12 protein-coding genes are annotated in these 14,321 nt (G+C 67.6%); 5 read left to right on the forward strand and 7 right to left on the reverse strand.

Going from position 1 to position 14,321, the window contains the following annotated elements:
- Positions 1–185: 185 nt before the first annotated feature.
- Positions 186–1,025 carry a hypothetical protein gene (locus ACR4XW_RS09230; RefSeq protein WP_434760257.1) on the reverse strand — a complete coding sequence of 280 codons (840 nt, stop codon included), beginning with the start codon at positions 1,023–1,025 and terminating at the stop codon, positions 186–188.
- Positions 1,022–1,744 carry an ABC transporter ATP-binding protein gene (locus ACR4XW_RS09235; protein WP_434760258.1) on the reverse strand — a complete coding sequence of 241 codons (723 nt, stop codon included), beginning with the start codon at positions 1,742–1,744 and terminating at the stop codon, positions 1,022–1,024. The genes ACR4XW_RS09230 and ACR4XW_RS09235 overlap by 4 nt, the downstream gene beginning before the upstream one ends.
- A 201-nt stretch (positions 1,745–1,945) precedes the next feature.
- Here ACR4XW_RS09235 and ACR4XW_RS09240 point away from each other — a divergent pair, with 201 nt between their 5' ends.
- On the forward strand, positions 1,946–3,154 hold the full coding sequence (locus ACR4XW_RS09240) for a sensor histidine kinase (RefSeq protein ID WP_434760259.1): 1,209 nt from the start codon (positions 1,946–1,948) through the stop codon (positions 3,152–3,154).
- 52 nt (positions 3,155–3,206) lie between these two features.
- Complete coding sequence (locus ACR4XW_RS09245; RefSeq protein ID WP_434760260.1) at positions 3,207–3,878, forward strand: response regulator; 672 nt, start codon at positions 3,207–3,209, stop codon at positions 3,876–3,878.
- Between the two features lie 38 nt (positions 3,879–3,916).
- Here ACR4XW_RS09245 and ACR4XW_RS09250 read toward each other — a convergent pair whose 3' ends face one another.
- The gene (locus tag ACR4XW_RS09250; RefSeq protein WP_434760261.1) at positions 3,917–5,404 is read right to left on the reverse strand and encodes a PTS fructose transporter subunit IIC; all 1,488 of its coding nucleotides are present in this window, start codon (positions 5,402–5,404) and stop codon (positions 3,917–3,919) included.
- 28 nt (positions 5,405–5,432) lie between these two features.
- On the reverse strand, positions 5,433–6,407 hold the full coding sequence (locus tag ACR4XW_RS09255; protein WP_434760262.1) for a 1-phosphofructokinase family hexose kinase: 975 nt from the start codon (positions 6,405–6,407) through the stop codon (positions 5,433–5,435).
- A 91-nt stretch (positions 6,408–6,498) separates the two neighbouring features.
- Between ACR4XW_RS09255 and ACR4XW_RS09260 the strand changes: the two genes are divergently transcribed.
- The gene (locus ACR4XW_RS09260) at positions 6,499–7,200 is read left to right on the forward strand and encodes an HAD family hydrolase (protein ID WP_434760263.1); all 702 of its coding nucleotides are present in this window, start codon (positions 6,499–6,501) and stop codon (positions 7,198–7,200) included.
- Positions 7,201–7,208: 8 nt separating this feature from the next.
- Here ACR4XW_RS09260 and ACR4XW_RS09265 read toward each other — a convergent pair whose 3' ends face one another.
- The 3 genes from ACR4XW_RS09265 to ACR4XW_RS09275 form a co-directional block, all read right to left on the reverse strand.
- Complete coding sequence (locus tag ACR4XW_RS09265) at positions 7,209–7,988, reverse strand: DeoR/GlpR family DNA-binding transcription regulator (protein WP_434760264.1); 780 nt, start codon at positions 7,986–7,988, stop codon at positions 7,209–7,211.
- Entirely contained in the window at positions 7,985–8,830 is an 846-nt protein-coding gene (locus tag ACR4XW_RS09270; RefSeq protein ID WP_434760265.1) for a class II fructose-bisphosphate aldolase, read from the reverse strand. The genes ACR4XW_RS09265 and ACR4XW_RS09270 overlap by 4 nt, the downstream gene beginning before the upstream one ends.
- 133 nt (positions 8,831–8,963) lie before the next feature.
- Positions 8,964–11,363: an ATP-dependent DNA ligase gene (locus ACR4XW_RS09275; RefSeq protein ID WP_434760266.1), complete on the reverse strand. Its 2,400-nt coding sequence runs from the start codon at positions 11,361–11,363 to the stop codon at positions 8,964–8,966.
- A 69-nt stretch (positions 11,364–11,432) separates the two neighbouring features.
- Here ACR4XW_RS09275 and ACR4XW_RS09280 point away from each other — a divergent pair, with 69 nt between their 5' ends.
- Together ACR4XW_RS09280 and ACR4XW_RS09285 are read left to right on the forward strand one after the other, a co-directional pair.
- On the forward strand, positions 11,433–12,941 hold the full coding sequence (locus ACR4XW_RS09280) for a DUF7059 domain-containing protein (protein WP_434760267.1): 1,509 nt from the start codon (positions 11,433–11,435) through the stop codon (positions 12,939–12,941).
- 88 nt (positions 12,942–13,029) lie between these two features.
- On the forward strand, positions 13,030–14,007 hold the full coding sequence (locus ACR4XW_RS09285) for an alpha/beta fold hydrolase (RefSeq protein WP_434760268.1): 978 nt from the start codon (positions 13,030–13,032) through the stop codon (positions 14,005–14,007).
- The last annotated feature ends 314 nt before the right edge of the window (positions 14,008–14,321 follow it).

Consider the following 14,321-nt stretch of genomic DNA (forward strand, 5'->3'; position numbering starts at 1 on the left):
TGCCGGCCAACCGGAACTCCTCAATCGCCCCGGTGCGGCTCACTTTAACCCCGGCGTCAACTCGCCGGTTCACGCTCCCCTTTTCGAGAGCGGTCGCAGCACGGCGTTCCGACACGCGACAGTGCCCCCGGATCCACACCCGGGGGCACTGTATTACTCGCTACAACACGCTGCGAGAAGTCAGCTCACTTCACTTCGCGGCGCAGTTGGCGGATGATGCCGACGGTCAGCGGCAGCACGATCCAGATCGCGGCCGAGACGGCGAGCTTGGCAGCCGCATCGGCGTCCATGGTGCCGCCCATCAGCGGCCCCCAGGTGCGGTTCGGATCGATCCACATCATCAGCTTGGCGACATCCTCGGAGATCATCGACACCAGCGGCATCAGGGTCGGCAATCCCATGAACAGGACGATCGCGGCCGGGGTGTTCATCAGCAGCATCCCGAAGCCGGTGGCCATCACGGTGTTCAACAGCAGTACGGCGAGGGCTCCACCCAGGATCGCCCAGTCGGGCGTCCACGTGATCGGCACGTTGTTGATCGAGGCGCCGATCGCGAAGCTGGCGATGGTTACCGCCACCAGCACCGCGAAGGCGGTGATCGCCACGCCCACCACCACCAGCAGTTTCGCCAGCAGCACCCGACCGCGGCGCGGTTCGAGGGCGAAGGTGGTCAGTGCGGTGCGCTGGGTCCATTCCTGGGTGGCGAGCAGGATGCCCAGGATCGGCAGCAGCAGGTTCACCCCGAAGCCGACCTTGGAGAGGTTGTCGAGCCAGGTGGTGGCACCGAAGCCGTCGAACATCACGATGGTTACCGTTGCCACGGCCAGGGTGAGCAGTGCGATCACGCCCAGCATCACCCGTCCGGTGACGGTGTTGGTCAGCTTGCGCACCTCGACCGCGAAGAGTCGGCCGAATCCGACTGAACCGGCGGTGCTGACGGGGGGTAGCAGTTTGGCCTGTTCGGCCGGACGGTCGGTGGTCACCTCGGTGACGAAAGCCTGTTCGAAGGTGGGGTTGGCGCTCATGCCACAAGTCCTTTCCGGTCGGTGGAGCTGGTGAGGTGCAGGAACATCGCTTCGAGGTCGCCGCCGGTGGCGACCAGGTCGCGGGTGGTTCCCTCGGCGACGATGCGGCCGCGGCCGATCATCACGATGCGGTCGGCGATCTGCTCGACCTCGTGCAGCAGGTGCGAGCTGAGCAGCACCGCACCGCCGGCATCGGCGAAGGCGCGCAACAAGTTGCGCATCCAGTGGATGCCCTGGGGGTCGAGACCGTTGGCCGGCTCGTCCAGAATCAACACCTCGGGGTTGCCGAGCAGGGCGTGGGCCAGGCCGAGTCGCTGCCGCATGCCGAGGGAGTAGGTGCCGACCCGCTTGCGGGATTCCTTGCGGGTCAGGCCGACCAGGGCGAGGGCTTCGTCCACCCGGGCGGTGGGCAGGCCCATCGTCATCGCGGCGATGATGAGGGTTTCGCGGCCGGTGCGGCCGGCGTGCTGGGCCGAGGCGTCCAGCAGGACGCCGACCCGGGCGCCCGGGTTGGCCAAGTCCTGGTACTGCTTGCCGAGTACCTGCGCGTTGCCGGAGGTGGGGTGGGTGAGGCCGGTCAGGCACCGCATCGCGGTCGACTTGCCGGCGCCGTTCGGGCCGAGGAACCCGGTGACCGAACCGGGCTCGACGGTGAACGAGATGTCATCGACGGCGAGCACGTCGCCGTAGCGCTTCGAGAGGTTCGTGAAGGTGATCATGTCTTCACCTCACTGCAGCCACCCGGGTGGCCACCACCGGCAGGAGTCGGCAATCACCCCCGACCAAGGTCGGTGCTGTCGATTCCGTCCAAGCTGCGGGGTGGGCACCACCATCGACTTTGGTCGATATCGGATGGCCGGATGGCCAGTTTCGGGTCAGCGACCGGGAGGGACGGCCGACGTCGTCCTACGCTGTGCCTCATGTCCTACCTCTCCAGCGCCTCGCCGGGTCGGCGCACCTGGTCGCTGCTGTGGCGCTACGGCCTGGCGCTGTTGATCGGGGTCAACGCGCTGGTGCTGGGCGCGCCACTGACCAGTCTGATCGGCATGGTGGCGGGAACCGTGGTGGACGCCGTGATCGGCATCGGGGCGGCCTTCTTGATGCGGCTGCGGCACCGGCATGCGCTCGTGCTGACCTTGGCGCTGATGGCAGCCAGCATGTTGGTGTTCAGCATTTCCGGCTTCGTCCTGTGGGCCTTCGTTCATCTGTGCACCAGGCGACGGTGGCAGGAGATCGTGCCGGCCTTCGCGTTTTCGTTCACCTTGCAGATCGCGACCATCTTCTGGCCCTTCCAGGAATGGCACCCCTGGGCCCTGTTCGCCGGCGATACCCGGGTCAACGGAAGCCAACTCGACAATCCGGCTCTGATCGCGGCCTGGCTGATCACCGATCTGGGGTTCAGTGCCCTGTTGACCGCTTGGGGGCTGTACATCGGGGCGCGTCGAGACCTGGTGGACTCGCTACGGGGACGCGCCGAGACCGCCGAACGGGAACAAGAACTGCAGGTGCTGGCCGGGCAGGCAGCCGAACGCAACCGGATCGCCCGCGAGATGCACGATGTGATCGCCCACCGGATGAGCCTGGTGTCGATGCATTCCGGTGCCCTGGCCCACCGCGACGATCTGACGCCGGAACAGACCCGCGAGATCGCCCGCACGATTCAGGAGAACGCCCATCAGTCGCTGACCGAGCTGCGCTCGGTGCTCGGGTCGCTGCGGGAGGATTCCGGCCCGCAACTCGCCCCGGCCAAACCCCAACCCACCCTGGCCGATGTGCCGGCCCTGGTCGATGACGCCCGTGCCGCCGGGGATCGGGTGGAGTTCACCTATCAGGTCGATGGCGACCTACCCGCCCAGGCCGGACGACATGCCTACCGGATCGTCCAGGAGGCGCTCACCAATGCCCGCAAACATGCCCGGCACGCCAAGGTGAGCCTGGACGTCACCGGTGATCCCGAGCGGGGGTTGACGATCGTGGCCCGCAATCCGCTGGGCCGATCCGGGCCGGTGCCCGGAGCCGGCGTCGGCCTGTTGGGGCTGCGCGAGCGGGCGCAGATGGTGGGCGGCACCCTGACCCACCGGATCGACGACGAGGGCCGGTTCGAGCTGCGGGCCTGGCTGCCGTGGTGAGTCCGGTGGCTCGTCCTAGAGTTGTCGCCGGAGGCGAGGAAAGGTGGCCGCGGTGGGTGATGTGATCCGGTTGCTGGTGATCGACGACGACCCCTTGGTGCGTGGCGGTCTGCAGTTGATGCTCGGCGGTGATGCGGACTTGCAGATCGTCGCCGAGGGGTCCGACGGGGACGAGGCGGTGGCTCTGGTGACCGAGCACTCCCCCGACGTGGTGTTGATGGACATCCGGATGCCGCGGATGGACGGGCTCGCCGCGCTGGCGCAGGTCAATGCTTTGCCGGATCCGCCGAAGGTGATCATCCTGACCACCTTCGATGCCGACGACATGGTGCTGCGGGCCCTGGCCGGTGGAGCCGCCGGATTTCTGCTGAAGGACACCTCACCGGACAAGATGATCGAGGCGATCCACCAGGTTGCCGCCGGGGAACACACGTTGTCGCCGACCATCGTGGCGCAGGTGATCCAGTTGGCCACCAGTCAGGGAATCTCACCCAAGCGGGACGCCGCCCGTCAGGACCTGGCGACGCTGACCGACCGGGAACGGGATGTCGCGGTGTTGATCGGTCGGGGCCGGACCAATGCCGAGATCGCCAAGGCCCAGTTCATGTCGGTGGCCACGGTCAAGGCCCATGTCACCCGGATTCTGGAGAAGCTCGGCATGACCAGCCGGGTACAGATCGCACTGAAAGTGCACGACGCGGAATTGAACCAGCCGGACGGATGATGCTCCGTCCGGCTGGTCGTCATCGGTAAGGCGGGCGATCAGGCCGCCACCGGCTCGCGTTCGGGGTGCTGCTCAGCAGCCGCCCGGCGCCGCGCCGAGAAGGTGCGGTACAGGCCGAAGATGGCGCCGGCAATGGCGGAACCGATCAGGATCGCCGCCACCCACAGCACGGGGTGGGTGACGATCGGCAGCACCAGGAAACCACCGTGCGGAGCGGGCGAACCGGCACCCCACAGCAGCGACAGGATCGCGGCGATCGACGAGCCCAGCATCAGGATCGGGATCACCACCAGCGGGTTGCGGGCCGCGAACGGAATCGCGCCCTCGGTGATGTGGGTGGAACCGAGGATGTAGTTGACCAACCCGGCCCGGCGCTCCCCCGGTTCGAAGGCCTTCGGGAAGAAGGTGCAGGCGATCGCGGTGATCAGCGGCGGGGCGATGCAGGCAGCGGACACCGCAGCCATGAAGGTGATGTTGCCGTCGGTCAACATCGCGACGCCGGTGACGTACGCGGCCTTGTTGACCGGCCCACCCATGTCGAAGGCGCACATCACGCCGAGGATCAGTCCCAGCACGATCGGACTGGCATCCTGGAAGCCGGTCAGCCAGTTCTGCAGGCTGGTGGAGATACCGGCCATCGGGGCCGAGATCAGCACCGTGATGAGACCGAAGACGAAGGAACCCAAGACCGGGAACAGGAAGATCGCCTTCAGACCGTTCAGCGACTTGGGCATCCAATCCAGGGCCTTGGCCAGCAGCAGCATGCCGTAGCCGGAGAGGAAGCCGGTGACGATGCCACCGAGGAAGCCCGTCCCATTGTTCAACGCGATCATGCCGGTGACCAGGCCGACCACCAATCCGGGACGTCGGGCGATGGATTCGGCGATGTAGGCCGACAGGATCGGAACCATCAGCCCCAGGCCGACCCCACCGACCTGATGCAGGGCCGCGGCGAACCAGTTGTACTCCTCGTGCCCGGCCTCGGCCGAGTGGATGCCCCACAACAGCGAGACCGCGATCAGGACGCCGCCGCCGACCACCAGCGGCAGCATGTGCGATACGCCGTTCATCAGGTGCTTGTAGATGGCGCGTCCGACCCGCTTGGCGCCGGAACCACCGACCTCGACATCGGCCACGTTCAACACATCGGTGTCGAGGGCGCTTTCGGACTCGTCCCCGGTTTTCGCGGAGTGGGTCTTGGCCGGGCTTTGGTTGTCGGCCATCGCGAGGACGCGATCGATGAGCTTGCCGGCGTCGTTGATCGCGGCGCTCACCCCCACGTCCACCAGGGGCTTGCCCCGGAAGCGTTCGGCCTGCACGTCCTTGTCGGCGGCCACGATCACCCCGGTGGCCCGGGAGATGTCCTCGGCGGTCAGCTCGTTCTCAACACCGACCTGGCCGTGGGTTTCGACTTTCACCTCAATGCCGCGTTCCCGCGCGGCTTGAATGATGGCCTCCTCGGCCATGAAGGTGTGCGCGACACCGGTTGGGCAACCGGTGGCCGCGACGATGAATTGATCCGACATGGTGGTCTCCTCCTTGAGAGGTCGGGAGTCAGTGGGCGGGGGTGGGTGTTGCCGGTTCGGTCAGGCGCAGCCCGGGCTCGGTGAGTTCGCTGACCTGGATGCGGTCCTCCAGTTCGTGGAGCACCGGAAAGAGCGTGGTGGGGCAGGCGACCGCACTTGCCGCCCACAGGGAGGCGGTGGCGAGGGCTTGCTCCCCGATGCCGCCGCCGGCGATGAACCCGGCCAGCAGCGCGTCCCCGGCACCCACGGAGTTGACGAAGGGGACGTCGTGCGAGCGGGCAATCAACGTTGCGTCCCCGGTCACCAACATCGAGCCGTCGGCACCCAGGCTGGCCAGGACGCCGCCGGCACCCAGGTCGCGGGCTGCCTGGGCGGCATCGCGCACCTCGCCGAGGGTGGTCAGTTCTCGTCCGGTCAGCTCGGCGAGTTCGTGGACGTTCGGCTTGATCAGATCCGGCTCGGCAGCCAAGGCTTCGGCCAGCGGGGCTCCGGACGAGTCGAGCACCACCCGCAGTCCGGGTTCTGCCGTACGAGCGGCACGGATCAGCGTGGCGTAGGCATCGGTCGGCAATCCGGCCGGCAGCGAGCCACAGAAGGCCACGATGTCGGCCCCGCGCACGTTCTCGACCAAGGAATCGGTCACCCGGTCGAACTCGGCGGGGTCGATGGCGGCCCCCGGTTCGTTGATCTTGGTCGAATCGCCGGGGGTGATCAGGGTGATGTTGGTGCGGACATCCCGCTCGATCGCGACGATGGTGTGCGGCAACCCGCCGCGGGTCAGTTCGTCGGCCACGAAGGTTGCCGTGGCTCCCCCGGCCGGAAGCAGGGCCCGCACCGGAACACCGGCACGATGCAGTGCCCAAGCGACATTGACGCCCTTACCGCTGGCCTCACGCACCGAATCGGTGATCACGTTCACCGCGCCGAGTTGCCAGGAATCAACGGTGACCGTCCAGTCGATGGCCGGTGCCGGGGTAACAGTCACCACACCCGTGAGGTTCATCCTCGCTCCGTTCGCAACACAAACCAATTGTGATTACTTGTAGATTATTGCGTATAGTTGCGTTTCAGGCAAGCGTGCTACAAGGAGAACCATGACCGGCTCGGAAACCAGGTGGCCCTCGGCGGTCCTCTTCGACATGGACGGCACCCTCGTCGACTCGGAGTTGACCTGGGAGCGGGCCGAGCAGGCTTACGCGGCACGCTTCGACGTGTCGTGGTCGGCCGCCGACGCCCGCGCGGTATTCGGCCGTCCGCTGACCGAAACCGTTGCCACCCTGCGGGCGCACGGAGTTCCCGTCCCGCCCGAGCAGGCCACCCGGGAGTTGATCGAACTCGTGGCGGAGATGCATTCCGCGGGCGTCGAGTGGCTGCCGGGAGCCCGGCCGCTGCTGACGGCACTGGCCGAGGCCGGGGTCAGGTGCGCGCTGGTGTCATCGAGTTACCGCAGCTTGATGGACCCGGTGCTCGCCGCGGCCGAGGAGTTCGTCCCCGGCTTGTTCGCCACCTCGGTGGCCGGCGATGAAGTGGTGGACTGCAAACCTCATCCCGAGCCCTATTTGACCGCAGCCGACCACCTGGGAGTGCGCCCCGAGGAGTGTGTCGTGGTTGAGGATTCCCTGGGCGGCGCGCACAGCGCCCTGGCAGCGAAAATCCCGCTGCTGTTCGTCCCCAGTGCGACGGCCGATCTGCCCGAGGCCGAGGCCCTGGGTGCGTCCATTGCCCCCTCGCTGGAGTTGGTCGGACCGACCGAGCTCGCGCGGGTGGCAGCCGGGGAGAAGCTTCTGTTGCGCTGATCGGCTCTTCAGGCGATCAGAACTTCGACGCCGACATCTTCCAGCCGCTGTCGCTGGTCGGCGCTGAGCCGGTCGGTGACCAACACATCGATATCGCGCAGTTCCGCGTGCTGCACGCCCTTGATCAGGCCGATCTTGGAATGGTCGGCCAGTAGTACGCGCCGTTGGGCGGCTGCGGCCATCCGCCGCTTCACCGCTGCCTCCTCGGTCGACGGCGTCGTCAGACCGCGCTCCAAGGAGATCCCGTTGGTGCCCAGGAAGGCGACGTCGACGTTCACCAGATCCAAGGTTCGGGTGACCGATTCACCGACCGTGGCAACCGTCGTTCGCCGCAGCGTTCCGCCGAGCACTTCCACCGTGGCCGAGGGCAATCGCACCAACGACAACGCCAGGGGCAGCGCGTTGACATAGAAGCGCAGGGCGCAGTCCGACCCGATCAGTTCGGCCAACCGCGCGGTCGTGGTGCCGGCGTCCAGAATGACCGAACCGGAGTCGGGCAACAGCTCCAGGGCCCTTCTGGCGATTCGGTTCTTCTCATTCGAGAACTCGGTGCGGGAGGCGATGTCGGGCTCGAAGGAGATCGTCTCGGCCGGCACGGCGCCACCGTGTACCCGGCGCAGCAGCCCTTGACCTTCGAGGGTGATCAGATCTTTGCGAACGGTTTCGGTGGTCACCCCCAGGGCGACCGCGGCGGTCGCGGCCTCGATGCGGCCCTGCTCGGCCAGCACTCGGATCAGTTCGGCCTGTCGCTCCGGCGCGTAGCGCACCGTGCGCGCCTGCCGGCTCACCCCCCGGCCCCCGCATACCAGCGCAGCAGGCGTTCCACCTCGGGGCGCACGACGGCGTTGCCGGCGGCCAGGTACTTGCGCGGATCGACCACGTCCGGATGCTCGGCCAGGTAGTCACGCACCGCGCCGGTGAACAAGACGTTGAGGTGGGTGGAGACATTGATCTTGGTCATGCCGGCTTCGATGGCCGCACGCATGCCCTCATCGCTGACCCCCGAGGAACCGTGCAGGACGAGCGGAACCGGGACGGCAGCGGCGAGTTCGGCGATGCGTTCGACATCGAGAGTCGCCGAACGCTCGGTCATCGCATGAGACGACCCGACCGCCACGGCCAACAGATCCACCCCGGTGGCCGCCACGAAACGTGCCGCATCGCCCGGGTCGGTGCGCACGCCGGGGGCATGGACGCCGTCCTTGCCACCCACTTCGCCGAGTTCGGCCTCGACCGTGACACCGCGGGCCCGGCAATGGGCGACGACATCGGCCGTGGTGGCCACGTTCTGCTCGTAGTCCAAGTGTGAACCGTCGTACATCACCGAACTGAAACCCAGATCCACCGCTTCGTGCACGAGTCGCAGGTCATCGGCATGGTCGAGGTGCAGCACCACCGGCACCTCGGCGGTTTTCGCCACGGCCAAACTGGCTTGCGCGATGGGCGCCAGCCGGCCGCCGTGATAGCGGACGGCGTTCTGGCTGATCTGCAGGACGACCGGGCGGTCGGCGGCCGTGGCCGCGTCGACGAGCACCTCGGCGGTTTCCACCTGGACGACATTGAAGGCTCCGAGCCCGGTGCCCTCCGACTGACACGCGGCGGCGATCTCGGCGAGATTGGCCAGCGGCATGGTTTCCACCTCTCGATTCGTCGAGCGCCGGGGCGGCGTGCGTCGCCGCACAACACCGGCTGCAGTTGGTTGCGATCGCAACCTTTCGCAACATGGTACTACCTTGCCGGCCCCGGGTCCCGGGGGCCGGCCATCACTCCTCGAGGACCACGTCCTCGGCTCGGATGTCGGGGCGCCAGCCGCGCCAGACCGTGTGCCGCAGGCGTCCGGCATCGGTCAACTCGCCGTATTCGACCTCACCGACCAGCAGTGGTTCGACCCAGTGCGCCTCCTTGGCATCGGCGGTCGGCACCCCATCGAGTTGGGGTTCGTCGCAGGTGATCGAGTCGAGTACCTCATGGGCCTCGGCCAGGGCTTTGGCGCTGAAACCGCTGCCGACCTTGCCCAGGTAGCGCAGCCCGTCCCGGTCGTTGACGGCCATCAGCAGGGAGCCGATCTCCCGTCCGCTACCGGCTTCACCGGGGTGCCAGCCGACGATGATCACGTCCTGGCTGCGTCGATGCTTGATCTTCAGCCAGGTCTTCGCGCGTTTGCCGGGCTGGTAGACGCTGCTCGGACGCTTCGCCACGATCCCCTCCAAGCCGAGTTCCTTGCTGGTGGCCAGGGCGGTGTCCCGGTCGTCGGTGAAGGTGGTCGGGACGTGTACCTGGGAGCCGCCTTCCCCGAGCAGGTCGGTCAGCGCGGCGCGGCGGTCGAGATAGTGCTCGCGCACCAGGGAGCTGCCGTCCAGGTGCAACAGATCGAAGACCATGTAGTGGGCGGTGGCGGTGCCCGAGCCGTGGTTCTGCAGCAGTTCGAACCGGGATCGGCCCTGCTCGTCCAGGGCCACGATCTCGCCGTCGAGCACCACCGCGTGATCGTCCACCAGCTCGGTCAGCTCGGCGAGTTCGGGGTACTTGGCGGTGAGGTCCATACCGCGGCGGCTGCGCAGGGTGAGTTCACCGTCGGCCACCGAGGCGACCGCCCGGTAGCCGTCCCATTTCACCTCGTAATGCCAGTCGTCGCCGCTGAGGTCGGTGATCTCGGCCGGGCTGGCCAGCATCGGCTCGATCACCGGCAGGTCGGCCGGTGGGGCGGCCTCCTCGTCCGGTTCGTCGGCCTTGGATTTCGACTCGGGTTCGGGTGCCGGCTCGGACTCCATCAGGTGGATCAGCCAGTTCTTCTCGTCCCCACCCATTTTGGTGTGAATCAGCGCGAAGGTGCGTGGTTCCCCGCCCAACCCGCCGTCGGGACGGCCGGTGAGGGTGGCGATCACTTCCTTGTCGTCGACCCACTTGTGCAGTCGGTAGGTTCCGGCATCCCAGATGCTGACGGTGCCGCCGCCGTATTCGCCCTTGGGGATCTCGCCCTCGAAGCTGCCGTATTCCAGTGGGTGATCCTCGGTTTGCACCGCCAGATGGTTCTTCTGCGGATCGGTCGGCGGCCCCTTCGGCACCGCCCAGGACGCCAACACCCCGTCATGTTCCAGCCGGAAGTCGTAGTGCAGCCGTCGGGCGTGGTGCTCCTGGATCACGAAGGAGTTACCCTCCCCCGGGGTCGGTGACGCGTCCGGAACCGGTTCGGGGGTGCGGGAGGCATCGCGCATCGACCGGTAGGTCTGCAGCCGGTCGGACTCGGTGACAGATTCGCTGTGGGCGGGCTCGGACCCGTCCAGCAGTACCGCCAGCGGATCCCCGACCTCGGCCAGCCGCTCGATCACCTGGTCGAGTTCCAGGTTCTCCAGATCGGAGCCCAGTTCCTCCCAACTGCGTGGCACCGCCACGGTGGGACGCAGCCGGCCGCGCAGGGAGTACGGCGCGATGGTGGTTTTCGAGGCATTGTTCTGGCTCCAGTCGAGCAGCACCTTGCCCGAGCGCAGGTCCTTCTTCATGTTGGAGACCACCAGCTTCGGGTGCAGCGCCTCGAGCTGGCGGGCCAACTCGTGGGCGAGTTCGGAGACCTCGTCGGAGGTCAGCTCGCCGTCCAGACCGGCATAGAGGTGCAGCCCCTTGCTGCCGCTGGTGACCGGCACCGAGGCCGAGCCCATCCCGTCCAGCACCTCGCGGATCAGAAAGGCCACCTCGACACACTCGGCCAGGCCGACTCCCGGGCCGGGGTCGAGGTCGAGCACCAGCCGGTCGGGATTCTGCGCCTTCCCCTTCGCATTCACCCGCCACTGCGGGACGTGGATCTCCAGGGACGCCAACTGCGCCAACCAAACCAGGGTGGCCGGCTCGTCGATCAACGGATAGGTGTTGTCGTCGGAGGCGTGCTTGATGGTGTGCGTGCGCACCCAGTCGGGGGTCGACTTCGGGTCCAGGTTCTTGTTGAAGAAGGCGTCCCCGGGTTTCTCGGCGGTGCCCACCCCGTCCACCCACCGTTTGCGGGTCGCCGGACGTCCGGCGGCATGCGGCACGAACCACTCCGCGACCGCGGCGTAGTAGGCGATCACGTCGCCCTTGGTGGTGCCGGTCTCGGGGTACATCACCTTGTCGAGGTTGGTGACCTTGATCGTCCGGTCCCCGATCCGCACGGTGTTGGGCGTGGCAGGCATGTCACCAGTGTCGTCCCCGCGCCCGCTGCGCACCAGCATCGCCGCGGGTTCGGGTGCAACGATGACCCCATGACCTTTGCCGAGCTCACCCAGCGATTCCGTGACGCCCTGCTGGCCGCCGAGTGGACCCCGGACGCCGTCCTGGAACGGATCGGTGCGGCCGGCCAGGCCGGGCTGTGGCGCAATACGACGATCGCCACCGAGTACGCCCTGGCCGATGATGACGACCCCCAGGCCACCCTCGCCAGGCTCTGGTTGTTGCAGGAGGCCGTCGATCGTTCGCTGGTCGACGAGGCCCTGCCCGGGTTGGTGCCGGAACTGATCGATGGGGGCGTGCTGACCGACTGGGGCGGGCAGGTCGCGGCGGCGGTGGACGTCCGGCCCTATGGTTCGGACGACGATGGCGCGACCGGCTGGGTGGTTTCCGACCTCTCCCCCAGCCTGGATCACCGCGGCAGCCCCACCAAACCCGATTACGTGCTCGGGGTCTCCCCGGCATCGACGACGCTGGCCCAGTTGACGGTGCGCCGGCCGGTGACCCGGGCGCTGGATCTGGGGACCGGCTGCGGGGTGCAGTCGCTGCACCTGGCCCGACACTGCGAGCAGGTCGTCGCCACCGACCTGAACCCCCGGGCCCTGGAACTGGCCCGCTGGACCTGGGGGCTGAGCGGGGCCGAGGTGGACGGCCGGCTGGGTGATTTGTACGAGCCGGTGGCCTCCGAACAGTTCGATCTGATCGCCACCAACCCGCCGTTCGTGATGAGCCCGCCGGGCCCCGAGGCCGAACGGCTGACCTACCGGGAATCGGGGCTGACCGGGGATGGGCTGATGCACCGGGTGGTGGCCGAGGCCCTGCCCCGGCTGGCCCCGGGTGGCCGGTTGCAGGTGCTCGGCAACTGGGCCCATCTGCGGGACCGGGATTGGGCCGAGCGGTTGGCCGAATGGGTCGGCCCCGACTTCGACCTGCTGGTGCTGGAGCGCGAGGTGCTCGATCCTTACGAGTACATCGAGATGTGGCTGGCCGATGCCGGGCTGAACGGCCAGGAGGCCTGGGCGCCGCGCTACCGGGAATGGCTGAGCTACTTCGACACCCTGGGCGTCGAAGCGGTCGGGATGGGATGGCTCCAGGTTGTCCGCCCCGACAATGGACCGGCCGACAGTGGACGGGCCGGCGTCCAGCGGGTGGAGTCCTGGCCGCACCAGATCGTCCAGCCGGTGGGTGATGCCTTCGCCGCCGCCGGGGACGCCGCCGACCTGGACCTTTCGCCCGATCGGATGCTGGCGACCCACTGGGTGCTGGCCGAGGGAATCGATCAGGAGACCCTCGGTCGTCCCGGGGCGGCCGACCCGGAACATGTCGTGCTGCGGTCACGACGCGGGTTCTGCCGGGCGATCGAGGTCGACACCGCCCTGGGGGCGATCCTGGGCGCCTGCGACGGCGACCTGCCTCTCGGGGTGCTCATCTCGGCGGTAGCCGAGGTGCTCGAGGCCGATGAGGAGGCCCTGCGCGACGAGGTGCTGGGCCGGTGGCCGGCCCTGGTGTTGGACGGATTCTTGCTGCCCGGATCACACTCCTAGCCGCGGGCGGCCAGCACATCCGCCCAGCGGAAGCATCCCTTGCCCGGGCGGAAAGCGGCCTCCTAGCTTCGGCATCCAGGAGGTCATCATGGATGCCGGTTGGAAGCACCGTTACGCCACCATCAACCAGATTCACACCCACTGGGTGGAGCAGGGCGAGGGGCCCCTGGTCGTGCTCTTGCACGGGTTCCCGCACACCTATTACTCGTGGCGTCACCAGATCGGGCCGATCGCCGCAGCCGGCTACCGGGTGGTGGCCCCCGACCTGCGCGGGATGGGGCGCACCGAGGCTCCCGAAGACCTGTCCGCCTATCACGTGGCCGACCGGGTCAACGATGTGCTCGGCCTGCTCGACCACTACGGCGAGCAACAGGCGATCTACATCGGCCTGGACTTCGGGGTGATGACCGCCTACGACATCGCCCACCTGCACCCGGACCGGGTGCGCGGCATCATCGGCCTGGAGAATCCCTTCTTCAACGGCGGCACCGAACCCCCGTTGACCGCCTATGCCCGGATGGCAGCCCGGCATTTCCTGCACATCCACTACTTCGTCGATCAGTACGAGACCGCGGTCGCCGATATGGGTGAGCGCACCCGTGAGTTCTTCACCAAAGTGCTGTGGGCGCTGTCGGGTGAGGGCGATTACCACGCGGTCTTCAAGCATCCGCCGGGTACGCACTACATCGATGCCCTGCCCGAGGCCCCGCCGCTGCCGTGGCCGTGGCTGAGTGAGGCCGACCTGGAGCACTATGTGGCCGATTACTCGGCCTCGGGCTTCGCCGGGCCGCTGAACTGGTACCGATCGATGGACCTGGTGTGGCAAGACCGAGCACCCTATGCCGATGAGGCCGCCGACGTGCCCTTCTACTTCATCGGCTCGGAGAACGACATCGACCTGGACACCTTCCACGGCGATGAGCCCTTGCAGAAGCTGCGTGACCATTGGAGCGACCTGCGCAAGGTCACCATGATCGACGCCGCCGGCCACCTGATGCAGCAGGAGAGCCCCGAGGAGGTCACCACCGCCATCCTCGACAACCTGGCCGACCTCGCCGGAAGCTGAGCGGGCCGGTGCCGGGCGTTTCACTCACCGGCCACCCCCTCTCGCTGCTGCAACCTGCCTGATTTCGGGCCACCGAGCCCGAATACAGCTTCGCGACCCGAAATCAGGCGAGTTGCAGCAGGACCCCGGCGCAAACAACAGGGTTTGGGGACCGCGCATCGTCGACCTCCGGGCTCGGCGGGTACCAAAACAGGCAACTCACCCTGCGGATTCGACAGGAATCGGGGTATCGGTGGGGGTGAGTTGGAGATTTAGGTACCCCCGTCGCGGTGAGTTGGAGATCTGGGTACCCCGTCGCGGTGAGTTGCGGGCTC

Source organism: Pseudenemella bisphenolivorans, from assembly GCF_051133435.1.
Taxonomy (GTDB): domain Bacteria; phylum Actinomycetota; class Actinomycetes; order Propionibacteriales; family Propionibacteriaceae; genus JAAYAO01.